The organism is Nocardiopsis dassonvillei (genome assembly GCF_964273065.1).
GTDB classification, from domain to species: Bacteria; Actinomycetota; Actinomycetes; order Streptosporangiales; family Streptosporangiaceae; genus Nocardiopsis; species Nocardiopsis dassonvillei_B.
The window spans coordinates 3259815-3286104 of the sequence record NZ_OZ186815.1 but is presented as its reverse complement, the minus strand read 5'-3'; the positions used below and the strand labels follow the sequence as shown (position 1 = coordinate 3286104).

The 26290-nt window shown below is 71.7% G+C and carries 22 protein-coding genes and 1 tRNA gene; 13 read left to right on the top strand and 10 right to left on the bottom strand.

The genetic code is table 11. The features are described from left to right. Positions 1-11 precede the first annotated feature (11 nt). Positions 12-533 (top strand): GNAT family N-acetyltransferase, encoded by a 522-nt coding sequence (locus ACSUPR_RS14555; RefSeq protein WP_436891836.1) that lies wholly within the window; start codon positions 12-14, stop codon positions 531-533. 216 nt (positions 534-749) lie between these two features. On the opposite strand, the gene ACSUPR_RS14550 is transcribed toward ACSUPR_RS14555, so the two are convergent. Next, positions 750-820 (bottom strand) — tRNA-Gly (locus ACSUPR_RS14550). Positions 821-972: 152 nt separating this feature from the next. Here ACSUPR_RS14550 and dcd point away from each other — a divergent pair. The 4 genes from dcd (at position 973) to ACSUPR_RS14530 (ending at position 5234) form a co-directional block, all read left to right on the top strand. Continuing rightward, the gene (gene dcd / locus ACSUPR_RS14545; protein WP_436891835.1) at positions 973-1554 is read left to right on the top strand and encodes a dCTP deaminase; all 582 of its coding nucleotides are present in this window, start codon (positions 973-975) and stop codon (positions 1552-1554) included. Positions 1555-1996: 442 nt separating this feature from the next. Next, positions 1997-2992, top strand: a complete 996-nt coding sequence (locus ACSUPR_RS14540; protein ID WP_436892015.1) for a quaternary amine ABC transporter ATP-binding protein — start codon at positions 1997-1999, stop codon at positions 2990-2992. Further along, positions 2989-4221 carry an ABC transporter permease gene (locus ACSUPR_RS14535; RefSeq protein ID WP_436891833.1) on the top strand — a complete coding sequence of 411 codons (1233 nt, stop codon included), beginning with the start codon at positions 2989-2991 and terminating at the stop codon, positions 4219-4221. The genes ACSUPR_RS14540 and ACSUPR_RS14535 overlap by 4 nt, the downstream gene beginning before the upstream one ends. Before the next feature lie 74 nt (positions 4222-4295). Then, positions 4296-5234 carry a glycine betaine ABC transporter substrate-binding protein gene (locus tag ACSUPR_RS14530; RefSeq protein WP_436891832.1) on the top strand — a complete coding sequence of 313 codons (939 nt, stop codon included), beginning with the start codon at positions 4296-4298 and terminating at the stop codon, positions 5232-5234. Between the two features lie 101 nt (positions 5235-5335). On the opposite strand, the gene ACSUPR_RS14525 is transcribed toward ACSUPR_RS14530, so the two are convergent. Both ACSUPR_RS14525 and ACSUPR_RS14520 read right to left on the bottom strand, forming a co-directional pair. Continuing rightward, positions 5336-5950, bottom strand: coding sequence for a rhomboid family intramembrane serine protease (locus ACSUPR_RS14525; RefSeq protein ID WP_436891831.1), 615 nt, complete (start codon positions 5948-5950; stop codon positions 5336-5338). Between the two features lie 198 nt (positions 5951-6148). Further along, positions 6149-6625, bottom strand: coding sequence for a hypothetical protein (locus ACSUPR_RS14520; RefSeq protein WP_436891830.1), 477 nt, complete (start codon positions 6623-6625; stop codon positions 6149-6151). A 697-nt stretch (positions 6626-7322) separates the two neighbouring features. Between ACSUPR_RS14520 and ACSUPR_RS14515 the strand changes: the two genes are divergently transcribed. The 6 genes from ACSUPR_RS14515 to ACSUPR_RS14490 all read left to right on the top strand — a co-directional run bounded on the left by ACSUPR_RS14515 (position 7323) and on the right by ACSUPR_RS14490 (position 17468). Further along, positions 7323-9014, top strand: coding sequence for an ABC transporter family substrate-binding protein (locus ACSUPR_RS14515; protein ID WP_436891829.1), 1692 nt, complete (start codon positions 7323-7325; stop codon positions 9012-9014). A 178-nt stretch (positions 9015-9192) separates the two neighbouring features. After that, positions 9193-10203, top strand: a complete 1011-nt coding sequence (locus tag ACSUPR_RS14510) for an ABC transporter permease (RefSeq protein ID WP_436891828.1) — start codon at positions 9193-9195, stop codon at positions 10201-10203. A gap of 1 nt (position 10204) precedes the next feature. Continuing rightward, positions 10205-11131, top strand: coding sequence for an ABC transporter permease (locus ACSUPR_RS14505; protein ID WP_436892014.1), 927 nt, complete (start codon positions 10205-10207; stop codon positions 11129-11131). Further along, complete coding sequence (locus tag ACSUPR_RS14500) at positions 11128-13320, top strand: ABC transporter ATP-binding protein (protein WP_436891827.1); 2193 nt, start codon at positions 11128-11130, stop codon at positions 13318-13320. Before ACSUPR_RS14505 ends, ACSUPR_RS14500 begins: the two co-directional genes overlap by 4 nt. Positions 13321-13603: 283 nt before the next feature. Beyond that, a complete protein-coding gene (gene dacB, locus ACSUPR_RS14495) occupies positions 13604-15205 on the top strand; it encodes a D-alanyl-D-alanine carboxypeptidase/D-alanyl-D-alanine endopeptidase (protein ID WP_436891826.1) in 1602 nt (533 codons plus the stop codon). Between the two features lie 262 nt (positions 15206-15467). Next, positions 15468-17468 carry an ABC1 kinase family protein gene (locus tag ACSUPR_RS14490; protein ID WP_436892012.1) on the top strand — a complete coding sequence of 667 codons (2001 nt, stop codon included), beginning with the start codon at positions 15468-15470 and terminating at the stop codon, positions 17466-17468. A gap of 278 nt (positions 17469-17746) precedes the next feature. Here the strand turns inward: ACSUPR_RS14490 and ACSUPR_RS14485 are convergent, their stop codons facing one another. Continuing rightward, positions 17747-18298 (bottom strand): TIGR03086 family metal-binding protein, encoded by a 552-nt coding sequence (locus ACSUPR_RS14485; RefSeq protein ID WP_436891825.1) that lies wholly within the window; start codon positions 18296-18298, stop codon positions 17747-17749. A 114-nt stretch (positions 18299-18412) separates the two neighbouring features. Here ACSUPR_RS14485 and ACSUPR_RS14480 point away from each other — a divergent pair, with 114 nt between their 5' ends. Beyond that, positions 18413-19258, top strand: coding sequence for a DUF6597 domain-containing transcriptional factor (locus tag ACSUPR_RS14480; RefSeq protein ID WP_436891824.1), 846 nt, complete (start codon positions 18413-18415; stop codon positions 19256-19258). On the opposite strand, the gene ACSUPR_RS14475 is transcribed toward ACSUPR_RS14480, so the two are convergent. Together ACSUPR_RS14475 and ACSUPR_RS14470 are read right to left on the bottom strand one after the other, a co-directional pair. After that, complete coding sequence (locus tag ACSUPR_RS14475; RefSeq protein WP_436891823.1) at positions 19206-19766, bottom strand: TetR/AcrR family transcriptional regulator; 561 nt, start codon at positions 19764-19766, stop codon at positions 19206-19208. The genes ACSUPR_RS14480 and ACSUPR_RS14475 overlap by 53 nt on opposite strands. Positions 19767-19804: 38 nt before the next feature. Continuing rightward, complete coding sequence (locus ACSUPR_RS14470) at positions 19805-20128, bottom strand: DMT family transporter (RefSeq protein WP_436891822.1); 324 nt, start codon at positions 20126-20128, stop codon at positions 19805-19807. Positions 20129-20396: 268 nt separating this feature from the next. Between ACSUPR_RS14470 and ACSUPR_RS14465 the strand changes: the two genes are divergently transcribed. Further along, positions 20397-21707 (top strand): Ig-like domain-containing protein, encoded by a 1311-nt coding sequence (locus ACSUPR_RS14465; protein ID WP_436891821.1) that lies wholly within the window; start codon positions 20397-20399, stop codon positions 21705-21707. 162 nt (positions 21708-21869) lie between these two features. Here the strand turns inward: ACSUPR_RS14465 and ACSUPR_RS14460 are convergent, their stop codons facing one another. The 4 genes from ACSUPR_RS14460 to ACSUPR_RS14445 all read right to left on the bottom strand — a co-directional run bounded on the left by ACSUPR_RS14460 (position 21870) and on the right by ACSUPR_RS14445 (position 26225). Further along, positions 21870-22511, bottom strand: a complete 642-nt coding sequence (locus ACSUPR_RS14460) for a TetR/AcrR family transcriptional regulator (RefSeq protein ID WP_436891820.1) — start codon at positions 22509-22511, stop codon at positions 21870-21872. Positions 22512-22997: 486 nt separating this feature from the next. Then, entirely contained in the window at positions 22998-23810 is an 813-nt protein-coding gene (locus ACSUPR_RS14455; RefSeq protein WP_436891819.1) for a hypothetical protein, read from the bottom strand. A 144-nt stretch (positions 23811-23954) separates the two neighbouring features. Then, complete coding sequence (locus tag ACSUPR_RS14450; protein ID WP_436891818.1) at positions 23955-25220, bottom strand: hypothetical protein; 1266 nt, start codon at positions 25218-25220, stop codon at positions 23955-23957. 69 nt (positions 25221-25289) lie between these two features. Further along, on the bottom strand, positions 25290-26225 hold the full coding sequence (locus ACSUPR_RS14445; protein WP_436891817.1) for a helix-turn-helix domain-containing protein: 936 nt from the start codon (positions 26223-26225) through the stop codon (positions 25290-25292). Between the last annotated feature and the right edge of the window lie 65 nt (positions 26226-26290).

The window sequence follows — 26290 nt, the reverse complement described above, 5'->3', positions numbered from 1 at the left end:
GGACACCGCCCGTGTTCACTATGCGCCCCGCGACCAAGGCGGACACCCCCGGAGTCGCGTCGATGATCACTGCGCGCTGCGACTGGATGGAGCGGCAGGGGCTGGAGTCCTGGCGGGAGAACGTGGACGACCTCGCCGGGCAGGCCGCAGCCGGGTTCATGTGGGTGCTCGAAGCCGAAGGCCGTGTCGTCGGGTGCACGACGGTGACGACGCACGCACCACCGAAGGACTGGACACCGGAGGAGGCCGACGAGCCGAGCCTGTACCTGTTCACGACGGTGACCGACCCCGCGTACCGGGAGTACAAGCCCGGCACGTTGATCGCTTTGTGGGCTGTCGACCGGGCTGCGCGGCAGGAGTACCGGTGGGTGAGGCGGGGGTGCTTCTTCCCCGAACTGGTCAAGTACTACGAGACCCAGGGGTTCACCCTGGTCAAGGAGCAGGACCGGAGCGCAGGACACCTTTACCTGCTCGCACGCCGCGCGGAACGCCTCGATCTCAGTCGGCTCGGCTTGGCTTCTACGGCTCCCTGACCGGCTGGTCGAACGACGCGGTGACGCCCCGCGGTCCGCCCCGGGATCTCCGGACGGATTCGGGTGCCGGTGTTCACCTGAAGTCATGTGGCGGGAGCGGGACGCGTCATCCGGTGCCGGTCGTCGGGCCCGTCCACCCGCTGGTGCACCCTGAACGCGAGAACGGCCCCTGGCGTGCGATGCGTTCTCGCACTTCAGGGGCCGTCTCTCGAACGGAGCGGATGACGGGAATCGAACCCGCGCTATCAGCTTGGGAAGCTGAAGTTCTGCCATTGAACTACATCCGCGTGTCACCCGCCGCTCCAGCGGCCGGTCGACCGATTGCCATCCTAGCCCACTCCCGGGGGCGGACGGCAAGTCGGATCCGGGAAGCCGTGTCGGGTGCCGCTGTTCGGCCGACGTTCCCCCTGGTGGCTTCGGCAGGCGGTAGGTTCGGAGCGTGTTGCTCTCCGATCGCGATATCAGGTCCGAAATCGACTCCGGGCGGGTCCGGATCGACCCCTTCGACCCCGGCCTGGTCCAGCCGTCCAGCATCGACGTGCGCCTGGACCGGTTCTTCCGGGTCTTCGAGAACCACAAGTACCCGCACATCGACCCCTCGGTCGAGCAGCCGGACCTGACCCGGTTGGTCGAGGCCGATGCCGACGACGCCTTCATCCTGCACCCCGGCGAGTTCGTGCTGGCGTCCACCTACGAGGTGGTGACCCTGCCCGACGACATCGCCAGCCGGCTGGAGGGCAAGAGTTCGCTCGGGCGGCTGGGGCTGCTGACCCACTCCACCGCCGGCTTCATCGATCCGGGCTTCTCCGGGCACGTGACCCTGGAGCTCTCCAACGTCGCGACACTGCCGATCAAGCTGTACCCCGGTATGAAGATCGGCCAGCTGTGCATGTTCCGGCTGACCTCGCCCGCCGAGCACCCCTACGGCTCCGCGGAGTACGGCTCGCGCTACCAGGGGCAGCGGGGCCCGACGCCCTCTCGCTCGCACCTGAAGTTCACCCGCGCGCACATCGATTCCTGACGCGGCACCCCGGCTTTCCCGGCCGGGGTCTGTCGCATCCGCAGGTGTGACGTTAGGTTGTTGTGTCGGCACATACCGTCGTATGGCACCCCTGTCACCTATATGTGGCGCAGATCACGTCATAACCCGATGTGGTATAGATCACATATCGCTGTCCTGCGAAGATGCAAACCCCCAGCACGGTCGACGGACCGTTTTTATGACGTTTAAACATGTTATTTGCCGGTTACATGCCGTCTGAACTGTAGGTACGCATCTCGGTAACGTTGCCACCCGACGTGAACCAGGTGCTGGTCCGAACCCCTCCAGGGGCGCACACCGGGGGGCTCTGCGCGGGCCGGCCGCCTGAAGAGCCCGCGGGTCGGCGATCGGGGAAACCCGCCTGCTCCGCGGCCGGGACAGCCCCGTAGAGGAGACCGTGCCAGCAGTACGAGCAGACCACCTGTACAAGGTGTTCGGTAGACAGGCCGGAGCCGCCGTAGAGCGGCTCGCCGACGGCAGTCACCGCGACACCATCGCCGACCTCGATGTCACCGCCGCGGTCATCGACGTCTCCTTCGACGTCGAGCCGGGCGAGATCTTCGTCGTCATGGGCCTGTCCGGTTCGGGCAAGTCCACCCTCATCCGCATGCTCAACGGCCTGCTGGAACCCACCTCGGGATCAGTGGAGGTCGACGGTGTCGACATCACGGCCCTGGGCAGGAAGGACCTCCTGAAGCTGCGCGGCGAGAAGATCAGCATGGTCTTCCAGCACTTCGCGCTGCTGCCGCACCGGACGGTGCTGGAGAACGCCGCCTACGGCCTCGAGCTGCGCGGCGAGCCCCGCGCCGAGCGGGCCGCCCGCGCCGGGGAGACCCTGGAGCTGGTGGGCCTGGCCGGCTGGGAGGACAAGTACCCGCACCAGCTGTCGGGCGGCATGCAGCAGCGCGTCGGCCTGGCCCGCGCCCTGGCCGCCGACACCGACATCATCCTGATGGACGAGGCGTTCAGCGCGCTCGACCCGCTGATCCGGCGGGACATGCAGACCCAGCTGCTGGAACTCCAGAAGACCCTGGGCAAGACCATCATCTTCATCACCCACGACCTCAACGAGGCCATGCGCCTGGGCGACCGCGTCTGCGTCCTGCGGGACGGCCGGGTCGCCCAGATCGGCACCGCGCAGGAGATCCTCAACGAGCCCGCCAACGACTACGTCGAGCGGTTCACCGAGGACGTCGACCGCACCCGGGTGCTGACCGCGGCCGCGGCCCTGGACCCCCGGGCCACCGCGGGCGCGTCCGCGCCGCAGGTCGCGGCCGACACGCCCATCGCCGACCTGTACACCGACATGGCCCGATCCGAGCTCGTCCGCGTGGTCGACGAGGACGGCAGCGTGCTGGGCACCGCCTCGCGCACGTCCGTGCTCGCCGCCCTCGCGTCGGGGAAGGAGAGGCCGTGACCCCCGTCGACTTCCCGCCCGCCCTGCCGATCGGCGAGGGCTTCGAGGCGTTCAACCGCTGGCTCAAGGCCCACTTCGGCCCGGTCTTCGACGCCACCGGCGAGTTCATCCGCTGGGCCGTGTCCGTCCTGTCGGGCTTCTTCTCCGACCCGGCGGCCGCCCAGCTCACGTTCATCGCCGCGGTGATCATCGCGGTACCGCTGCTGCGCTCGCACCGCGTCCCGCTGGCGGCGACGGTCGGCACGGTCTCGGTGCTCTACATCCTCCAGGCGTGGTTCGGCCTGGTGGACACGATCGTCAACGCCATGCCGCCCTTCCTGTTCCTGTGGGCGATGAACCTGTTCGACCAGTACGTCGACTCCTACTTCGTCGTCTCGCTGCTGTTCCTGGCCGCCGTCACGGTGTCGGGGGCGGTGGACCCGGGGGCGCGCAGGCGCACGGCGGTCGTGGCCGGAGGCTGGCTGGCCGTGATCCTCCTGGGCTGGCTGCTGCTGCCCGCGCTCGTGACCGAGCCCCGGTCCCTGCTGATGATCCTGCTGCTGAGCCTGCTCGCGTACTCGGTGGCCGGGTGGCGGATGGGCGCGTTCGCCCTGGTCGCGCTGGCCCTGGTGGCCTCGGTCGGCCAGTGGGACAACGCCATGGACACCCTGGGCCTGGTGCTGGTGGCCAGCGCCATCGCGGTGGCCATCGCGATCCCGATCGGCGTCCTGGCCGCCTACAACGACCTGGTCAGCAAGATCGTCAAGCCGGTCCTGGACCTGATGCAGACGCTGCCCGCGTTCGTGTACCTGATCCCGGCGATCTTCTTCTTCTCCATCGGCTCGGTCCCCGGCGTGGTCGCGACCATCGTGTTCGCGATGCCGCCCGGCGTGCGCCTCACGGAACTGGGCATCCGCCAGATCGACAGGGAGCTGGTGGAGGCGGGCGAGGCGTTCGGCGCCCCGGGCCGCAAGATCCTCACCGGCATCCAGCTGCCCCTGGCCCTGCCGACCATCATGGCCGGCGTCAACCAGGTCATCATGCTCGGCCTGTCCATGGTCGTCATCGCCGGCATGGTCGGCGCCGGCGGTCTGGGAAGCCAGGTCTACCAGGGGATCAGCCGCAACGACGGCGCACTCGGCTTCGAGGCCGGGATCGCCGTGGTGGTGCTGGCCATCTTCCTGGACCGCCTCACGGCGGCCATCACCCGCAAGAGCCCGCAGGGGCGCGCCGCCGTCTCCTCGGCCTGAGCACGCCCCGCACCCGGCGGGCCGACCGCACACGGCCCGCCGGAGCCGGATTCCCCAAGGGAAGGAACCCCACGATGTACACCCGAAAGCGCACCGCCGCGCTGTCCGCCGCCGGAATGAGCACGGTCCTCCTCCTCACCGCCTGCGGCGGCGGTGGACAGGACCTGACGGGCCCCGGCGAAGGCGAGGGCGGTGGTGACGCCCAGGAGATCGAGATCGGTCGGATCGCCTGGGAGGAGGGCATCGCGGTCACCGCCCTGTGGCAGGTCATCCTGGAGGAGAAGGGCTACGACGTCACGGTCACCGACGTGGACGTCGCCCCCATGTACCAGGGCACCGCCAACGGTGACCTGGACATGTACCTGGACACCTGGCTGCCGGTCACCCACGCCGACTACTGGGAGGACTACGGCGAGCAGCTGGAGGACCTCGGCACCTGGTACGACAACGCCAAGCTGACCATCACGGTGCCCTCCTACGTGGAGGACGTCGACACCATCGCCGACCTCGAGGGCATGGCCGACGAGTTCGGCGGCCGCATCGTCGGCATCGAGTCGGGCGCGGGCCTGACCCGGGTCACCAAGGAGGAGGCGATGCCGGGCTACGGCCTGGACGGCGACTACGAGCTCGTCGAGTCGTCCACCGCGGCGATGCTGGCGGAGCTGGAATCGGCGATCGCCGACGAGGAGCCGATCGTCGTCACCCTGTGGCGTCCGCACCCGGTCTACGCCAAGCACGACCTGAAGGACCTGGAGGACCCCGAGGGTCTGATGGGCGGTTCCGAGGAGATCCACGCCGTGGGCCGCGCGGGCTTCGGCGAGGACTTCCCCGAGCTCACCGAGTGGATGCAGGCCTGGGAGATGAGCGACGAGGAGCTGGCCACCCTGGAGGTGACGGTTCTGGAGGAGTACGCGGACGACCAGCTTGCGGGTGCCCGCAGCTGGCTGGCGGAGAACCCCGGGTTCCTGGAGCGCACCCTGGGCGACGCCGCCGAGGGCCTGGACTTCTCCTGACGGTCCCGTCCGCGGCCTCCCCCGACCCGGGGGCCGTGTGCGGACGGCGGGGGCCCCGGAATCCGTGCGGATTCCGGGGCCCCCGTGCTTCCGGTACCGGCTCAGGGCGCGTAGTAGCCGCCCTGCGCCCCGGGCTGGCGCCGCGGGTCGAGCTGGCTCCGCTTCTCCCGCCTGGGCAGGACGTAGGCGGCGACCAGCCCGCCGATGAAGCCGAACAGGTGTGCCTGCCACGACACCCCGGGGTACTGCGGGAGCACACCCCAGATCATGGTGCCGTAGAAGAGCACGACGCAGATCATGATGACGATGTCGACGGTCCGGCGCTCGATGATGCCGCGCAGGACGGTGTAGCCGAAGTAGCCGAAGACCAGTCCGCTGGCGCCCACGGTGACGGTGGCGGGCGCACTGAAGAGCCAGATCCCCACCCCGCTGACCAGTGTGACGATCAGGGTGGTCAACAGGAGGCGGGACAGCCCGCTGAAGGCCACGAGCGAGCCCAGCACGAGGAAGGGCAGCGAGTTGCCCACGAGGTGCTGGAAGTTGCCGTGCATGAACGGCGCGGTGAGGACGGTCCAGGGCGCCCCGGGGTCCCAGGAGTGCAGGCCGAACCGGTAGTCGAGGGATCCGAGCATGAAGAAGTCGAGGATCTCGAAGACCCACATGGCCGCGAGCATCCCCGCTACGGTCAGGATTGCGGTGATTCTGGACTGCGTCACCCAACCGAGGGTAGATGACCCGGGCTTGCGACGGTATGTCCGTGGGGCGCGTGGTGCGAATTCACCTGTTGTGGACTGAGACGCCCGACTACGTGCCGTTGTGTTCCCCAGTTTCGGTCAGGCCGTTATCGGGTGACGAGGGGCGGCCCGGGCCCGTACGGCGGGCCGGCGGTGCGGGGCGGTTCCCGGGGCCCGGTGTCAGGAGGACAGGGAGCGCTTGCGCGGCGGGATGCCCGCCAGCGCCATGAACGCCTCGACCTTGGCCGGGCTGGTGATCCCGGTCAGGGGGAGGTAGGCGCGGGAGGTGCGGCGGCTCTGCAAGGACGGGAAGCGCTTGGGACGGCCCGCGGTGTCGCACAGGCCCAGGGAGCGCACGCCCCCGGGAAGCAGGTAGTAGGAGCCGATGTCCCCGAAGGGCACGCTGACCTCGTAGCTGCCGCGGCGGTAGTGGAACTCCCCGTCCGAGATCTCCAGCACGGGGGCCTTGACGAAGAGGTGGCCGTGGGCCGCGAGGCCGCCGCCGAGGAGGAGCAGCAGCACGCCGAGCGTGATGTTGGCCCAGTGGCCGGGGTCGAGCGCGATGGCGGCGAGACCCAGGGCCGCCAGGAGGTAGCCGCCCCACAGCTCCGCGTGCTTGCGGCCCGAGGGACAGACGAGGCGCACGTTTTCGGACACGGCAGGGGCCTTCCTCGCTGCGGTCTGGAGTCGGCGGTGATGGCCGCCGCTGTCGACTTTATCGGCTCCCCAGGGGTGCCCACGGTGGTTTCGGACACCTGGATGACGGGTTCGCCGCAGGGGAAGCCCGCGACCTGCGGGTGGTCCGGGGAGGGGTTTTCCGGGGAGGGGCGCCCGGCGAGGGGGCGGTGGCTCCCGGGGTCCTTTTGACATCATGTCATCCCATCTTTCCATGATCCTCTCGCTTTCATGGCACCCCCGAACGAAGGCGGGATCTTTCCGCCTGAATTCATTGTTCGTGTCTGTATGTCCGTTTTTTGGGTTGTGACCAAAGGGGTGCCTTGCGTAGTCAAACATCGTTTACTTTTAAGTAAACAATGTTGACTACAATGCTTTTGCGTCTTCCTATTTCTGGTGTGTCCGAATCCCGGGTGCTGAGTTCCGCTCTGGCGGGACTGTCTGGCCTGGGGAAACGCGGGGCTCGTCGTCCTGTTACGGCTGCGTTGTCGCCTGATGTCGACGTCCGAGGTCGATGGGCGCGAACCGGTTGCGGATGGGTCACGAATCCGGCATTGGGGCTATACAGACATTTCACTCGATGGTCTTCTAATCGACTAATCGCCTAAGTTCGGTGGGGACTGTGCGAACCGCTCCATCCCCCACTGAAGGTTCGTATTAGTGATCAAGGGTGTGACTGATGCAGATTCGTAGGAAAATGCTGGGGGCCGCGGCCGTCGGCGTTTCGGCCGTGCTCGCCGTGAGCGCCTGCTCCCCGCCGCAGGACGGGGGCGGCGCCGAGGGCGCGACCTCGGTCACCTGGATCATCAACCAGCCCGGCGGCGGATGGAACCACAACGCCCCCGAGGGCGGCTCCGTCTATGTGATCCAGATGCTCCACGACGTCCTTCCGGTGACCGGTTTCTGGAACCCCGAAGGCCAGTGGGAGTGGAACACCGACCTCATCGTCAACACCCCCGAGCTGATCGAGGGCGACCAGCTCTCCTGGGAGTACCAGATCAACCCGGACGCCAACTGGAGCGACGGCGAGCCCATCGACGCCGACGACTTCATCTGGCAGTGGAAGATGAACAGCGGCGACGACGAGCTGTGCTCGGACGGCTGCAACTCCCGCGGCTCCACCCTGGAGTCCCTCATCGAGAGCGTGGAGGGCTCCGAGGACGGCAAGACCGTCACCGTGACGCTCAAGGAGGACGCCCAGTTCCCCGGCTGGTTCACCTTCGGCGTCGACGGCCTGTACCCGGCGCACGTCGCCGCTGCCGAGGGCTTCGACCTCGACACCCCCGAGGGCATGCGGGAATCCTCGGACTTCTTCAACGCCAGCCCGGTCACCGTCTCCGGCGGCCCCTACATCTTCGAGGGCACCCCCGAACTCGACGGCCGCGTCGTCAAGGTGGCCAACGAGGAATACTACGGCGAGGCCCCCGGGATCGACGAGATCATCCTGGAGGTCAACACCGAGGAGGGCAGCTGGGTCCCGGCGCTGACCAACGGAGAGGTCCAGGGCGCCGCCCCGGCCACCTGGTCCGATGACGTCCTCACCCAGCTGGAGAGCCTGGAGAACGTCGAGTACGGCGTCCAGTCCGGCGGTAGCTGGGAGCACGTCGACCTCAACGTCAAGAGCGAGCCGCTCGACGACAAGGCGCTGCGCCAGGCGCTCTTCACCGCCATCGACGTCGCGAACATCGCCACCCGGACCTACGGCGAGAAGTTCCCCGACATCGAGCCGCGCACCAACCACGTCTTCTCCACCAGCAGCGAGTTCCACGAGGACGTCCTCACGCCGACCGGCCAGGGCACCGGTGACACCGACGCCGCCCTGGAGGCCCTGGAGGAGGCCGGCTACGAACTCAACGGCGACACCCTGGAGAAGGACGGCGAGGCCGTCCGCCCGCTGCGCCTGCGCTACACCGCCGGCCACGTCGCCCGTGAGATCATCGCCGAGCTGATCCAGGCCGACCTGGCCGAGATCGGCATCACCGCTGAGATCGAGACCACCGACGACCTGGGCGGCACCCTCGCCGAGGCCGACTACGACCTCATGATCTACGGCTGGAGCACCACGCCGGACTTCTACGGCTCCCCGCACCAGTACTGGCACAGCACCAGCGGCAGCAACTTCGGCGGTTACGAGAACGAAGAGGTGGACGAGCTCGTCGACGCCGCGCTGAACTCCTCCAGCCCCGAGGAGTCCGCCGTGTCCGCGAACGAGGCCGCGGCCCTGGTCGCCGAGGACGCCTACGTGCTGCCCATGGTGGACACGCCCGCCTACTTCTTCTACGACACCACCTTCATCAGCGGTGTCACCGACAACAACTCCCAGTCCCGGCGCGCGCTCTGGAACCAGTCCGAGTGGTCCGCCGCCGAATAGCGCTCCCCTTGGAACACACCGCTCCTTAGGGAACGACCGGGCAACGGCCTGAAGGGCGGCGCCCCGGGGTCTCGTACCCCGGGGCGCCGCCTCACCCAGGCCGGCCCCCGCCCACCGCCGCCGAGGCGGTCGGTAGGGCCCGCCCGGACGTCGGAGCGCTCACCGAAGGACCTTCCCCATGCTCGTATACACCGCGCGTCGCCTCGCCGTGGCGATCCCAGTGCTCCTGGCGGCGTCGGTCCTGGTCTTCCTGATGGTGGACCTGAGCGGCGACCCGCTCTCGGATCTGCGCATGCAGCAGCCCCCGCCCACCCCCGAGGTCATCGCCGCCGCCGAGGCCCGGTACTACCTCGACCGGTCGATCCCGGAGCGGTACTGGCTCTGGATGACGGGTATCGGCGGCAACGGGGACATCGGCCTCCTCCAAGGCCAGTTCGGCCCCTCCGTCCGCGGCGTTGCGTTCGACATCGGCACCCAGCTGTCGTCGAGCATCTACGTCACCATCCGCCTCGTCAGCGCAGCCGTCGTCGCGGCCCTCGGCCTGGCGATCCTGTCCGGCGTGGTCAGCGCCATGCGCCAGTACTCCAAGCTCGACTACACCCTGACCTTCATCGGCTTCCTCGCACTGGCCATGCCGACCTTCTGGCTGGGCGCGCTGATCAAGGAGGGCGGCCTGTGGTTCAACCAGACCACGGGCACCGGCTTCTTCTACACCATCGGGGCCAACTCGGCCCGGGTGAGCAACATGACCGGCTGGGAGTACTTCCTGGACTCGGCCGGCCACCTGGTGCTCCCCACCATCACCCTGATGCTCACCAGCTTCGCCTCCTGGAGCCGCTACCAGCGCACCTCCATGCTGGAAGTGCTCAACAGCGACTACGTCAGGCTGGCGCGGGCCAAGGGCGTCCCCAACCGGGTGGTCGTACGCCGCCATGCGCTGCGCACCGCGCTCATCCCCCTGGTGACGGTGGCCACCATCGGCATCGTCGCCATCATCGAGGGCGTCGTCATCACGGAGACCATCTTCCAGTGGCGCGGCCTGGGCTACTTCTTCATCGAGGCGGTCAAGTCCCAGGACGCGTTCGCGGTCATGGCCTGGCTCATGCTCAGCGGCACACTCGTGGTGCTCGCCAACCTCGTCGCCGACATCCTGTACGGCGTTCTCGACCCGAGGATCCGCTATGAGTGAAATGCAGAGTCGCATCATCACGGCCGACGACTCCCCGGGCGAGCCCGGGACGCCGGTGAACAGGGGCGGGGAGCTCACCCAGCTCCAGATCATCTGGCGACGGTTCCGCCGCCACCGGGCCGCCATGATCAGCCTCGTCCTGCTCGGACTGATCGTCGCCTTCGCCTTCCTCGGTCCCCTGGTCTGGCAGTGGGGCTACACCGTCAACTCGGACATCCCCAGCAACGCGGGGCCCAGCCTGGAACACCCCTTCGGCACCACCAAGCAGGGCAACGACGTGTTCGCGCAGACCATGCGCGGCGCACAGCAGTCGCTCAAGGTCGCCCTCACCGTCGCGGTGGTCTCCACCGTGGTCGGCGCGACCTGGGGCGCCGTCGCCGGCTACTACCGGGGGCGCGTGGACGCGATCATGATGCGGATCGCCGACATCTTCCTCATCATCCCGCTCATCGTCGCCGTCGCCTCGATCAACGGCGCCGTCCGCGGCGGCACCACCTGGTACGCGGTGGCGCTCATCATGTGCCTGTTCTCCTGGGCGACCGTCGCCCGCGTCGTCCGCGGCGTGGTGCTCTCGCTGCGCGAGCAGGAGTTCATCGAGGCCGCCCGCGCGGCCGGGGCGCGGTCCAGCCGGATCATCTTCCGCCACCTGCTGCCCAACGCCGCGGGGCCGATCATCGTCGCCGCCACGCTGCTCATCGCGGTGGCGGTGCTGACGGAGGCCGGACTGTCCTTCATCGGGTTCGGCATCCAGCCGCCCGACATCTCCCTGGGGAAGATGGTGGAGGGTGCGCGCACCGCCGCCTTCACCCGGCCCTGGCTGTTCTACCCGCCCGGTGTGCTGATCGTCCTCATCTGCCTGACGATCAACTTCATCGGTGACGGCCTGCGGGACGCCCTCGACCCACGACAGACGATGGTGCGGCGATGACCACGACGGAGAACATCAACGACGGCGCCACCGCGACCGTCGACACGGACATCGTCCTGGACGTCCAGGACCTCAACGTCACCTTCTCCTCCGAGGACGGCCCCCTGCAGGCCGTGCGCGGGGTGTCCTACCGGGTGCGCCGGGGCGAGGCCCTGGGCATCGTCGGCGAGTCCGGCTCGGGCAAGTCGGTGACCTCCATGGCGATCATGGGCCTGCTGCCCAAGACCGCGAAGGTGTCCGGCTCGGCCAGGGTGCTGGGGCAGGAGGTCATCGGCCTCAACGACGCCCAGATCAGCAAGGTGCGCGGCGACAAGATCGCCATGATCTTCCAGGACCCGCTGACCTCGCTGAACCCGGTGTACACCATCGGGTACCAGATCGCCGAGGCGGTGCTCACCCACCGCAAGGTGACCAAGCAGCAGGCCCGCGAGCGGGCGATCGACCTGCTGGACAAGGTGGGCATCCCCCACCCGGACCGGCGCGTCGACCAGTACCCGCACGAGCTCTCCGGCGGTATGCGCCAGCGGGTCGTCATCGCCATCGCGATGGCCAACGACCCCGACGTGATCATCGCCGACGAGCCCACCACCGCCCTGGACGTGACGGTCCAGGCCCAGGTGCTGGAGGCCCTGGAGGCGGCGCGCAAGGAGACCGGCGCGGCCCTGGTGCTCATCACCCACGACCTCGGCGTGGTCGCCGGACACGTGGACCGGGTGGCCGTGATGTACGCGGGACGCCTGGTGGAGACCGGGAGCGTCGAGGACGTCTTCTACCGGCCCCGGATGCCCTACGCGCTGGGGCTGCTCGGGTCGCTGCCGCGGATGGACCAGGCGCGGCACGAGCGGCTCACCCCCATCCTGGGGACGCCGCCGTCGCTGCTCGACCTCCCGGCCGGGTGCGGGTTCGCCCCGCGCTGCCCGATGGCCCAGGAGATCTGCCACACGACGGAGCCCGCCCTGGAGGCGGCCGTGGACGGGGAGGACCCCGACCCGTTCCGCCGCCACGAGGCCGCCTGCCACTTCGGCGAGCGCCTGGTGGACGCCCGCCCCGAGGACCTGTTCCGGGCCACCGCCCTGGACGCGGAGGCGCCCGCGGAGATCGCCCGGGCCGAGGAGGACACCGGAACCGAGGAGAACGCCGAGGCCGCCGGGCGCCGCGAGGAGGACACCGGGAAGGCGCCCTCCGAGGTGCTGCTGTCCGCGGTCGACCTGGTCAAGAACTTCCCGATCCGCTCCAAGGGCATCCTGCGGCGCAAGATCGGCGAGGTCCAGGCGGTCTCGGGGATCTCCCTGGAGCTGCGCGAGCACGAGACGCTCGCCCTGGTCGGCGAGTCGGGCTGCGGCAAGTCCACCACGGCGCGCCTGCTGCTCCAGCTCATCCGGCAGACGTCGGGCGAGGTCACCTACATGGGGCAGCCGCTGCACTCCCTCAGCGACGCCCAGATGCGGCCGCTCCGCCGGGACCTGCAACTGGTGTTCCAGGACCCGTTCGCGTCCCTGGACCCGCGTATGACGGTCTCGGACATCATCGCCGAGCCCATGCAGATCCACGGCCGGGGCAAGGGCGCCAGGGCGCGGGTCAAGGAGCTGCTGGAACTGGTCGGGCTCAACCCCGAGCACGGCTCCCGCTACCCGCACGAGTTCTCCGGCGGCCAGCGCCAGCGCATCGGCATCGCCCGCGCACTGTCGCTCAACCCCAAGGTGCTCATCCTGGACGAGCCCGTGTCGGCGCTGGACGTGTCGATCCAGGCCGGGGTGATCAACCTCCTGGAGGACCTCCAGGACGAGCTGGGCCTGTCGTACCTGTTCGTCTCGCACGACCTGTCGGTGGTCCGGCACATCGCCGACCGGGTGGCCGTGATGTACCTCGGCAAGGTCGTGGAGACCGGGACGACGGAGGAGCTGTTCGACGCCCCGGCGCACCCCTACACCCAGGCCCTCATCTCGGCGATCCCGCTGCCGGACCCGGTCAAGGAACGGACCCGGGAGCGGATCGTGGTCACCGGCGACGTGCCCAGCCCGGCCGACCCGCCCTCCGGGTGCCGGTTCCGCACGCGCTGCCCGAAGTTCGCCAACGAGCTGAGCGACGAGCAGCGGAACCTGTGCGTGGAGGAGCCGCCGGAACTGCTGGACCGCGGCACCGGGCACCGGGACGCCTGCCACTACTCCCAGGTGGTGGAGCTGATCTGATCCCGGCCCACCGTTCCCGGGGCTGTTCGGGCCGGGAACGGCGGGTCCGGGATCCGCGGCGGTGCCGGGGGAGCCCCCGGCACCGCCGCGTCGTGTCCGGGACAGGAGTGGTCCCTGGCCGGAAGTGGACCCGTTCCTTGGGTAATGACGGGCATTGTCCGCTCTGACCTGCTGCGGCCTGAAAAGGAAGGGAAAGGGTCCCGTGTCCCCGGCGTGGGCACACGGCGACCCATGGTGAGATTCGGTTAGGTTCATGATCTTCCATCCGAGTCTTTGGAGACCCATGAGAGCCCCGACCCCCTCGGCGGGCCGGCACCCCCGCTGGGCCGCCGCCGCGGCGGCGAGCCTGCTGCCGCTCGCCCTCTTCGCCGCTCCCGCCCCCGCACACGCCGAACCGGTCGCCGACCCCGCTGCCGACCTGCGCGCCGACCTCGACGCGATCCTGTCGGACCCGTCCGTGGCCGACGCCGGCGTGGTCGTCCTCGACCCGGCGACCGGGGAGGAGCTGTACTCCCGCGACGCGGACACCCCGTTCGTGCCCGCCTCCAACATGAAGCTGTTCACGGCCGCCGCCGCGCTGGAGGTGCTGGGCGCGGACCGCACCTTCACCACCGAGGCCGTCGTCCCCGCCGGGTACGGCCGCCCCCGCGCGGTCGAGGACGTGTACCTGGTCGGCGGTGGAGACCCCACCCTGACGGCCGCCGACCTCGACGCGATGGCCGCCGAGGTGGCCGCCTCCGGGGTCAGGGTCGTCAAGGGAGACGTGGTCGCCGACGACACCCGGTTCGACGACGAGCGCCTGGTGGACGACTGGTGGCCCGAGGACGAGCCCTACGCCTACTCCGCGCAGATCTCCGCGCTCACCGTCGCCCACGGGGAGCGGTTCGACACCGGCGTCACCGAGGTGACCGTCACCGCGGCGGCCCGGGGCGAGGCGCCCGCGGTGGACCTGGGCGTCGCCGAGGGCTACATGGAGCTGGACAACCGGGCCGTCACCGGCGCCCCCGGCAGCGGCAACACCCTGTCCGTGGACCGGCCGGTGGGCACCAACACCATCGTGGTGAGCGGCTCCCTCCCGGAGGGCGCCGCCCCGGTGGCCGTGCTGCGCACCGTGGACGAGCCCGCCGCCCTGGCGGGGCACATGTTCGAACAGGCGCTGGAGGAGCACGGCGTCACGGTGCGCGGCGGGAGCGAGCAGGGTGCGGTCCCCGAGGACCTGGCCACCCGCGTGGTCGCCGACCACACCTCGGCGGAGCTGGCCGAGATCCTGGTGCCGTTCATGAAGTTCAGCAACAACGGCCACGCCGAGATGCTGGTCAAGTCCATCGGCCTGGAGACGGCGGGCGAGGGCACCTGGGCGGCCGGCCGCGCCGGTGTCGCCGAGGCCGTGGCCGGGCTGGGCGTGGACACCGGGGGCGTGGTCTTCCACGACGGCTCCGGGCTCTCCCGCACCGACCGGCTGACCGCCTCCGCGGTCACCGGGCTGCTGACCGCCGCGCGCGGGGCCGACTGGTACCCGGTGTGGTCGGCGTCGCTGCCGGTCGCCGGTATCGCTGACCCCTTCGTCGGCGGCACGCTGCGCGCCCGCATGGCGGGCACCGCCGCCCAGGGCGTGGTGACGGCCAAGACCGGGACGATGAGCGGGGTCAGCGGCCTGTCCGGGTACGTGCCCGGAACCGACGGCGGAGACGGCCTGGTCTTCTCGATCCTCAACAACGGGCACACCGGCCCGGCGCCCACCGCGGTGCAGGACGCGGTCGCGGTGCGGCTGGCCGAGCACCTGGGGCATGCGGCGGCGCTGCGGTCGCAGGGCGCCCGGGTCCCGGAGAGCGCGCCGTCCGCTGAGAGCGGTGAGCTGGAATGCTCCTGGGAGCTGACCTGCTGACCTGTTGACCTGCCGACCTGCGGGTGGCGGTGCGGGCCGGGGCTCCCAGGGGCCCCGGCCCGCCGCGTTCCCGGGAGGCCGCAGCGCGCTCCGGGGTTCTCCACAGGCCGGGGAAGGTGGTGTCGCCCGGGCCCGGGACCTGACAGGCTGAGGTCGAAAAGGGCTGTGGGGGCCGTGCGAGTCCCCGGCGCCGCCCCCCGACCGCCGCAGTCGCCCCGACCGGCTCCCGCTGGAAAGCGAGTCCCCGACCGTGAACCTCGCCATGGTCTACGTGGGGGAGGGGATCCTCCAGGTCTTCTCCCTGATCTTCTTCGTCCTGCTGCTCCTCGGTGTGGGCCTGCTGGCCAGCCGGATGATGGGCGTCCCCTTCAGCCTGCCCCGGCTGCTGCCGGCCGGGCTGGTCGGCCTGCTCCTGGGGTCGGCCGTGGGCGCGCTGCTGTACTACGGCTCCCTGGACCGGCTGTCGGCGGAGGCGCCCATCGTCTCGCCCGGCCCGGAGTACGTCCTGGTGACGATGGTCATGTCCGCCGTCGTGGCGATGCTCGCCTTCGTCGGGCTGGAGCTGGCCGTGCCGCGCGGCAGCCGCCCTCGCCCGGTGCAGGCGGTCCGGTCCGTGCTCGACTGGTTCGGACGGGTGCGCCGCTACCGCCAGATCACCTGGATCCTGGCCCGGCGCGGGCTGTGGGGCTACGTCACCGGACGCCGCGAGGACCACGAGGACACCTCAACCCAGCGGCGGCTGGCCCGGTCGCTGGCCCGCTCCATGGAGGAGGCCGGCGTGGTCTTCGTCAAGCTCGGCCAGGTGCTGGCCACCCGGCGCGACCTGCTGCCGCCGGCGTTCGTCGAGGAGCTGGGGCGGCTGCACAGCGAGGTCGCGCCGATCCCGGCGGAGCAGGTCCGGGAGGCGGTCGAGCGGGGCCTGGGCCGCCCCGTGGACGAGGTGTTCGCCGAGTTCTCCGACGAGCCGCTGGCCGCCGCGTCCATCGCCCAGGCGCACACCGCCCGGCTCATCGGCGGGGAGGAGGTGGTGGTCAAGGTGCAGCGGCCCGGGATCGCCCCGGTGGTCCAGCGCGACCTGGACATCATCCGGCGGCTGGCCGCCCGCTTCGACGAGTACACCGACTGGGGGCCGGCCATCGGCGTGGTCGATCTGGCGGAGGGGTTCGCCGAGGCGCTGCGGGAGGAGCTGGACTTCGAGGTGGAGGCGACCAACATCGCCGCCGTCGCCGAGGCCGCGCCGGACTCCCGGGTCCGCATCCCCAAGGTGTACGACGCCTACACCAGCAGGCGGATCCTGGTGATGGAGAGGCTGCACGGCGTCTCCGTCGGCGCCGTCGACCCGGCCGACGTCGACGGCGAGGAGATCGCCCGCGCCCTGCTGGACTGCCTGCTGGAGCAGGTGATGATCAGCGGCATCTTCCACGCCGACCCGCACCCGGGCAACATCCTGCTGCTCGACGGGGGCGGGGTGGGCCTGCTCGACTACGGGTCCGTGGGGCGGCTGGACGGCCAGACCCGCGAGGCGCTGCGGCTCATGCTGGTGGCTCTGGACCGGCGCGACGCCGTCCTGCTCACCGACACCCTGCTGGACGTGGTCACCGACCCGGAGGGGGTGGACGGGGAGCGGCTGCGCCGGGCGCTGGGCCAGTTCATGGCCCGCCACCTCCAGGGCGGGATGACCGCGAGCATGCGGATGTTCACCGAGCTGCTGCTCATCGTCACCCGGTTCGGGCTCACCCTCCCGGCGGAGCTGGCCGCGGTCTTCCGCGCCCTGGCCACGCTGGAGGGCACCCTGGTGCACCTGTCGCCGGGGTTCGACACCGTCGCCGAGGCCAAGCGGTTCGCCGGGGAGCGGGTGTCGGAGCAGTTGCGCGGGGAGGCGCTGCGCGACCTGGTGGCGAACGAGATCGTCGCGCTGCTGCCCACGCTTCGGCGGCTGCCGCGCCGGCTGGACCGGATCACCGACCAGCTGCACAAGGGCCGGTTCACGGTGCAGGTGCGCCCCTTCGCCCACCCCGAGGACCGCATGCTCCTGGGCGGGATGGTGCGGCAGGCGATCCTCACCGTGCTGGCGGTGGCCACCGGACTGATGTCGGTGGGGCTGTTCAACGTCACCGACGGCCCCCATGTGGAGTGGGCGGAGATGACGGTCCGAGCCCAGCTCCTCAACGGGGCGGCCTGGCTGCTGCTGGCGGTGGCCGCCCTGCTGGTGCTGCGGCTGCTGGTCGGCGTGGCCCGGGACGGGAACCGCCGCCGACCATGACCTCCAGCCCCGCCGGCCGGGCGGCGCGGCCGCCGCCCCGGCGGATCCGGGCGTCCGCCGTGCGCGGGTCCGCGCGGGCCGGGACACCGTCGGCACCGTCGGCGCCGTCGCGTTCGGACGTCCGCCCACGGGCCGCCGGGGCGCCGCGGATCGCGGCCGCGCGGTGGCGGTACCGGCCCGCCACCGGCGGTCGGTGGGCGTCCCACCGGGCGGACCGCCCTGACGGGGAGCCGGCCGCGGGCGGTCCCGGTGCGGGCCGCTCGGCGGTCACCAGGCGGTCACCAGGCGCGGCGGCCGAGGAAGGCGAGCAGCCGGGTCTGCTCGTCGGCGCCCTCGGGCGGAGTGAGTTCGGCACCGCAGACGCCCTCCGAGCGCAGCCCCTCCCCGAACGCCGCCGTGGCCCCGCGGGCCCAGCGCACGTCGTCCGGGTCGATGCGCTCGTCCAGCCCCGCGGCGCGGGCCAGGTCCCAGCGGTGCACGATCAGGTCGAAGTTGAGGAAGCGGTCCACCGCCTCGGCGAACGTGGTGCGGCCGAAGAACCCGTCGAACCCGGTGTTCGCGCGCTCGGGATCGGTGAGGTCGGCCAGGACCACGGCCCGCGCGGCGTCCCAGGCCGCCGCCGGTGCGTCGGCCGCCTCGGGGATGTCGCCGAGCTCGCGGCCGACCAGGCCCAGGAACATGCCCTGGGTGTCCACGACGTGCCCGACCACGTCCCGGGCCGTCCAGCCCTCGCAGGGGGACGGTGACGCCCAGCGCTCCTCGGGTACCTGCGCCACCACGTCGGCGAAGGCGTCGGACAGGCGGGCGTAGCGTGCGGCGATCTCGTTCACAACATGCTCCTTCTCACGGTCGCCTCCGATCCTGGCGTCCCGGCGCCCTCCCGTCTTGAAGGAATGCGACACCCCGGCCGGGGAAGTGTCGGCGCCCCGCGGCATGCTGGGGGCATGAGCAGGGACAGTGCCGGGGGCGTGGACGTGCGACCCGTGCAGGAGGACGCGCGCGGGATCATCGATCCGGACCGCGGGCTCACCCGGTTCCGGTTGGACCGGGCGGCCCCGGCGCCCGCGCTGGCCCGCTTCGTGGACCGCCACTGGACCGCGTCGTGGGACCTGCGGGAGCCGTACACCCAGACGGTGCTGGCCCACCCCGTGGTGAACCTCGTGTTCACCGCGGGCACGGCGACCGTGCACGGGCCCACCACCCGGGTCGGGCGGCAGCACCTCGCCGGCCGCGGCTGGGCGCTGGGCGTGATGTTCCGGCCCGCCGGGTTCCGGCCCTTCACCGACCGGCCCCTGAGCGGACTGGCCGGTACCTCCCTCCCCGTGGGCGAGGTCCTGCCCGGCGGCGCGGAGCTGGAGCGGGCGGTCCGTCGCCTCGACCCCGCCGACCCGGCCTCGGCGGTCGCGCTGACGGCTCTGGTGGAGGGGTTCCTGGAGGACCTGGCGCCCGCGGTCCGCCATCCCGCCGAGGACACCCGCGACATCGCCGAGCGGGTGGCCGCAGACCCGTCGGTCACCGGGGTCGCGGAGCTGGCGGAGCGCGAGGGGCTCGGCGTGCGACGGCTCCAGCGCCGCTTCTCCGACCACGTGGGACTGGGGCCCAAGACCGTCATCCGCCGGTACCGCTTCTACGAGGCGGCCGAGCGTGCCCGGACGGGGGAGCGGCCGGACTGGGGACGCCTGGCCGCGGACCTGGGGTTCAGCGACCAGTCCCACCTGACCCGGGAATTCACCGCTGTCATCGGGATCCCGCCGGGCCGCTACTCCGCGGGGACAAGAGCCGCACGATGATCCGGTGCACCTCGTCGACCCCGGGCGGCGGGTCCTCCACACAGCCGCGCAGGAACAGACCGTCGACGGCCACGGCCGCCGCCGCCCGGTCGTCCGGGTCGTCCAGGTAGGGGAACAGGAACGCGTCCACGGCGCGGCGCCAGCGCTCGGCCTGTGGGCGCAGCGCCGGACGGCGCGCCGCCATCAGGAAGAGCTCGAACTCGGCCCGCAGGGGTCCCCGGTCCGGTGCGGCCACCAGTTCGGCCAGGCCGCGCGGCGCCGTCTCCGGATCCCGGGAGAGCGCCTCCAGCGCGGCGACACAGGAGTCGTTGACACCGGTGAGCGCGGCCAGCAGCAGATCGTCGACCGAGGCGTAGTGGTACATGACGGCGCTGGGCGGCACACCCGCCTCCGCCGCCACCCGGCGCTGGCTGACCGCGGCCACGCCCTCGTGCCCGATCACCCGCAGGACGGCGTCCACGAGCAGCCGCCTGCGCCGTTCGCCCTTGAGCCTGCGCCCGTCGGTCATGGGGGCCTCCGGCCTCCCGCTCCCTTCCGCGGCCCCGTTCAATGGCGGCCGCCCATCTCCAGGGCCATGACCCCGCCGATGATGAGGGCGATCCCGCCGATCTGGACCCAGGTGAGCGACTCGGAGAAGAGCACGACCCCGATGACCGCCACCAGGGCGATCCCCGCCGCGGCCCAGACCCCGTAGGCGACGCCCAGGTCCATGCCCCGGCTCAGCGCCCGGCTCAGCATGAAGAAGGCCGAGACGTAGCCGACGACGACCGCGATCGAGGGCAGGGGGCGGGTGAAGCCCTCGGAGAGCTTGAGCGACGTCGTGGCGATCACTTCCGAGATGATCGCCCCGGCCAGCCACAGCCACGGCATACGTCCTCCAGATAATCCTGAGCGATTGCTCAGGATTTTAGGCCGGGGGGAGCCCCGGTGTACAGGGTGGTTTAGGGATGGCCCTAATCTCGTATCGGACGGGTTCTGCCAGGTACCCCCAGGGTGTATCGTCATCGGTTCCGGTCTTCCAACCCCTTCCGGATAACCGTCCCGTGCCGATGTGTGGGATTTCAGAACCTTTTCCGCACATGCGCGTCTTAGGTGACGTAGAAACATGGCGTTCGAGGTGAAACATGGAGGTCCAGACGTGACGGGCAGGACCCACCCGTCGGCGATCAGCCGATTCGGCATCGGTCTGGCGGCGCTCGCGCTCGCGGCAACCGCCTGTACTTCCGGTGGCGCCGAGACGCAGAGCAACAGCACGGACCCGGCGGCCGACGCCGAACCCGCGACCCTGGTCATCGCCCCCGAGGACGGTGTCGAGACGGTCGCCCCCAACACCCCCATCACGGTGACCTCGGAGAACGGAACGATCTCCGACGTCAAGGTCGACCAGGTGGTGCCGGACGAGGCCACGGTCGAGGGCCAGGGCGAGGACGACCCCGCCCTGTACGAGGTGACCGGCACCCTCAACGGCGACGGCACCGAGTGGACCAGCGACTGGAACCTGCGCCCGGGCGCCGAGGTGACCGTCACGGCCACCGCCGAGAACGAGGCCGGCGAGACCACCGAGCTGGTCCGGGAGTTCACGACCGAGGCGGCCGTCCCCGGGCAGCGCCTGGAGCTCTCCCCCTACAGCACCTACCCGCAGGACGGCCAGACGGTCGGCGTGGGCATGCCGATCGTCCTCTCCTTCGACCTGCCGGTCACCAACAAGGCCCAGGTCGAGAGCTCCATCAGGATCGTCTCCGAGCAGGGCATGACCGGGTCGTGGCGCTGGCTCGACGACAAGAACGTCGCCTTCCGCCCCGAGACCTACTGGGAGCCCTACCAGCAGGTGTCCGTCGAGGCGCGCCTGGCCGGGGTCGAGGCCTCCGAGGGCGTCTACGGTGTGCGCAACTCCAGGATCGACTTCGAGATCGGCCGCGAGCTGATGGTCACCATGAACGTGCCCGACCACGAGGCGGTCGTCACCATCGACGGTGAGCACGAGCGCACCTTCCCGGTGAGCAACGGCAAGGCCAGCCGCAACTTCGACACCACCAGCAGCGGCATCCACGTGCTCATGGAGCGCTACGAGCACCTGACCATGGACTCCAGCACCGTCGGCATCCCCGAGGGCTCCCCGGGCTCCTACAAGGTGGACGTCCAGTACGCGGTGCGCACCTCCAGCAGCGGCGAGTTCTTCCACGAGGCGTCCTACAACGGCAACATCGGCATCGCGAACACCTCCAACGGGTGCACCAACATGCGGATGGACGACGCCCTGTGGTTCTTCGAGAACACGCTCATGGGCGACGTCGTGGAGACCACCGGCACCGACCGCATCAAGGAGTGGAACAACGGCTGGGGCCACTGGCAGCTGACCTGGGACGAGTGGCTGTCCGAGAGCGTCACCGGCGAGCCGTACACCACCGACGGCTCCAACCCGCCCGGCTCCGTCCACGGCGTGCAGTAGGCGCCGCGGGCCCGCCCGCCTCCTCTCCGAACGCCCGAGGGCGCCGGGGACCGCACGGTCCCCGGCGCCCTCGGGCGTTCTCCGGGCGACGGCCCGCTCCGGACGGCGCGGACCGGCCCGCCGGCCGGTGCCGCCCCGGGGTCACTCCCACCCCGGGGCGGCTCACTCCTCCCGGGCCAGGCGGGCCACGAGGGCGTCGATGACCGTCTCCGTCACCAGCGCCATGTCCACCGCCTCCGGGTCCAGCAGCCACTGCACCTGGAGCCCGTCCATGACGGCGATGACGGCGGCCGCGGCGGCCCCGGCCGGGGAGTGGCCCCCGGGCCCGGGCGCCCCGGCGGGGCCGCGCCGCGCGGGACCCAGCCGGTCCAGGATCGCGTCCTCGATCTCCCGGCGCAGCACCGTGTAGCGCTCGCGGAACCAGCTCTGGGCGGGGTGGTCCTCGGTGGCGCTCTCGGCCGACAGCACCGCGTACAGCTGGGTGGTGCCGGGGCGTTCGGAGTTGCGCTTGGCGGTGGTCACCAGGTGGTCCAGCATCGGACTGCCCGCGGGTGCGGGGTCGGTGTCGTCGCGCAGTTCCAGCACCGCGGTGAGCAGGTCCGTCTTGGAGCCGAAATGGTGGAGGACGCCCGCCGGAGTGATGTCGAGCATCGCCGCGATGTCCGCCAGGGAGGTGTTGTGGAACCCCTGGGTGGCGAACACGTCGGCGGCGGTGCGCAGGATCTGCTCGCGCCGGTTCACCCGCCGCCGCGGTGGCGGGCTCTCCGACCTGCTCGTATCCGGTTCGGGGGGTGTGTCGCTCATGGCTGTTCTCCACTTCTCGTACCCGAGGCGGGCGGCCACGGCCGGGGGAGGGCCGTGCCGTCCACGTTAGCGACAACTCCTCGACCCCTTTTGCTGAATGAACATTAAGTAACTGGTCTTTCCCCGGGCAAGACGCAGACCACAGGGCCGGGGGCGGATGGCTTCGGACCCTCACCGCCGCGCGGCCCGACCCCCGCTCCAGGAGAGGGCCCGCCCGCCCACCGGCCTGCCCGAGGGAGCCGGGTCCCGGCGGCGCGCCCTTCGGCCCCGACACCGTCGAGGCCTGGACCCGGGGAGGCGGCAGCGCCCATGTCGACCCGGGGCGTCCGGCGGGTCCGGCCGAGGGCCTGCGCGAGGCGCTGCCCGAGAACGTCGAACCCGGCCCCGCCCTCCGGTGCCACCGGCGCGGCGGCATGACCGCCGGGGCGGTCGAGCGCCGGGTCCGGCGGGGCGGGATCCGGGCCGTCCGGGCCCCGCCCCACCGGCTCACCCCCGCGCCGTGCGGGGGATCGCCAGGGAGGCCGCCAGCAGGGCGGCCACCGGCTGCAGGAAAAGCAGCAGCGGGACCTCGACGACCGTGGCCAGGACGAGCCCGGGGACGGTCCCGTCGGCAGAGGACAGCGCGAGCGAGGTCGGCAGGGCGTTCAGCGGGGTCGCCGCCAGGGAGAGCACCAGGACCAGGAGGGAGCGGACCCGCCGCCCCCTCGCCATCCGCCAGGAGTCGCGGATCCCCACACCCAGGGGGATCCCGTGCAGGACCGCGGTCGGCAGCGACACGTACACGGCCGCCGTGACCGGGAGGAAGAGGAGGAGCAGGACCGCGGAGACCGCGATCCCCGGCAGGGAGAAATCGGACAGCAGGGCGGGCGCGGCGGCCGCGACGGCCAGCGTCCCCGGTACGACACCGCACAGCACCACCCACATGAGCAGGGCCGGGAACCGGCGGAGAACGCAGAGCAGGGCCCCGCCGAAACCCACCGGTCGACCGACCCGGTGCCCGAAGCCGAGCAGTACGGCGATCGCCAGGAACACCGGGAGCCCGACCAGCTGACCCAGTACCGTCAGCAGGCCGAGGCCGTCCAGCGGCCCCACCGTTGCGGGATCCGCCGGGCGCAGTTCCTCGCCGACCATCGTGACGGTCGCCAGCAGCCACCAGGGCAGGACGAACAGGACGGTCGCCGCGACCAGCCCTCCGCCTCCACTGCGGAGCCCTTCGCGGACCAGGCCGAACGTGCGCGGTGGCGGGGGAGGGGCCGCTCCGGGTTCGGAGGAGACCGGGGGCGGGGGAGAAAGTGACACGGGGCGCTCCGGGGGATGAAGGGGATGAACGCCAAGGTTATGCCGATCGTCGCCCTCCGGCCGACGGCAGGGCCGGGTGGTCCGGCACTGCACGCCGGTCCTCCGGCGGGGCCCACCCGTCGGCGGTTTCGACCGCTCCGCGGATCAGGCGCGGGCGGCGCACTCGGGGGCCGCGCAGGCGGGTTCCCCGGAGGTGCCCGACGGGGCGGGCCCGCTCCGCCGGGCGATCACGTCGGCGGGGGCCGGGGGCTCCGTGACCACGGCCCGGTCACCTTCCTCCCGCTCCCGGGCCTCCGGCTCCGGGCAGGCCGTGAGCGCACAGGACAGCAGGACCAGTCGCATCGAGTCGGGGCCCTCCACCTCGACGGTGACCGGCCCGGTCGGGACGACCGGTTCGGCGGCGGGACCGGCGGGCACCGCCCGGGTGCACCCGGGGTCGGCGCAGGACACGAGGGTGAACGGGGCGCCCCGGTCCACCGCGGTCACCGCGAAGGAACCGTCCCCGGCGGCGGTCACGTCCAGTGTCCCCGACCCGCCCGCGGCCTTCTCCTCGCAGGTGTCCGAGACCGGGCACACCCGCAGGTACAGGGTCGATCCGCCCTCGGCCGGACCGGCCCGCCAGTAGGCGTCCACCGTGTGGCCGCCGACCCGGGCGGCCGCCCGCTCGTCCCCGCCGGGAGCGGCCAGGTCCACCTCGAAGCGGTGCTCGGAACCGTCGGCCGCCTCGATGTGCACGGTGGTCCGGTCGCTGCCGCCCTCCGGAACGGGGCTCCCCGCATCCCAGGCGAAGCCGGCCACCGCGACCGCTCCCAGCAGCAGTGCCACGGGGACCGGGGCGGCGACCGACGGCCGGGCCCCGGTGTGGCCGGGGACCCGGACCGCGGAACGCAGCCCGCCGAGCAGCGCGCGCAGCCCGCGCGGGGACAGGGTGGCGGGCAGCACCCGCCGCAGGGGGCAGCCGGTCACCACGGCGACCGGCACCGCCAGCAGCAGGGCGGGAAGCAGCGGCAGCAGCGCGACGGCGGCCGCGGCGGTGATCCAGGGGGAGCCCGCCGGGAGCAGGGCCGCCACCGGGGCGGCCAGGACCACCGCCCACAGCAGGACGAGGGGGGCGGAGCGCACCGCGCGGCGGCGGACGGCGTCCGCGTCGGCGCGCCGGCCCGTCAGGGCGGCGGCGCCCACCAGCAGGGCGGCCGCGACCGAGACGGGGGCTCCGAGCACCAGCGCGACCAGGGCGAGCACCGGCAGTACCGGGGCCGCCGGGACCCCCGTCGCCGTCCCCGCCGAAAGCGCGGCGCAGGCCGCGGCGAGGGCCAGGGCGGCGGGCAGCAGCGGTGGCACGGCGGCGCGCACGAGATCGCCGAGTACGGCCGACGGCCGCAGGCGACCGTTCCCGGTGCGACCGTCCATGGCGTTCCCCTCACTCGTGACCCGAAGGCAGATTACACATGCCCTCGGTGACCACGACAGCGCCCGAGGTCACGGACGTCCGGCCGGGCGTCCCCCCGTACCCGGCACCGGGACCTCCACCACACCCCCCGGCCCGCACGGGGCCCGACCCGGCCGGAACACCGGTGTCCCGTCCGGGGCCGGCGGGGCCTGGCCCGCCAGGAGCCGCAGCGCCCGCTCGGTTCCGGACCCCGGTTCGGGGCAGTACAGCATCACCCGCTGGTCCCCGTCGGGCACGTGGAGCACCTGGCACTCGAACTCCAGCGGCCCCGCCACCGGGTGCTCCAGGCGCTTGGTGAACCCGCGCCGCTCGCGCACCACCTGCGACTCCCACATCTCCCGGAACCGGGGCGAGGTGCCCAGCAGCGAGGTGACCAGCCGGGTGATGGCCGGGTCCTGCGGGTAGCGGGCGTAGGCCGCGCGCAGGTCCGCCACCGAGTAGCGGGCGAAGCAGTCGGTGTTCGGGTCCTCCCGGTGCGGGTCCGGCTCGGGGCGGGAGAACATCCACTCGATGATGTTGCGCCGCTCCCGCGGCAGCGCTCCCATGTCGCCGATGAAGTGGACGGCCATCTCGTTCCAGGCCAGCACCTCGTACCCCGCGTCCAGCACGTAGGCGGGCGTGGCGGCCAGGCCGTCGATCAGGTACCGCACGGCGGTGGACACCTCCCGCTCCGGGGACCGGGGCGCCGGGGCCTCGGCGTCGGCCAGGCGGAACAGGTAGGCGCGCTCGTCGGCGTCCAGCATCAGGGCCCGGGACAGGGCCGCCAGGACCTGCCGGGAGGGGTGCGGGCCGCGGGCCTGCTCCAGCCGCACGTAGTACTCCACGGAGATGCCCGCCAGCTGGGCCACCTCCTGGCGGCGCAGGCCCGGCACCCGCCGCCGCCCGGTGTCGGGCAGTCCCGCGTCCGCGGGGGACAGCCCGGCGCGCCGGGCACGCAGGAAGGCGGACAGTCCGCTGCGGTCCATGGCGTCTCCTCTCCTTCGCCCCCAGCCTGCCCGATTCCCGCCGGGATGACAGTGGTAGCGCCGGT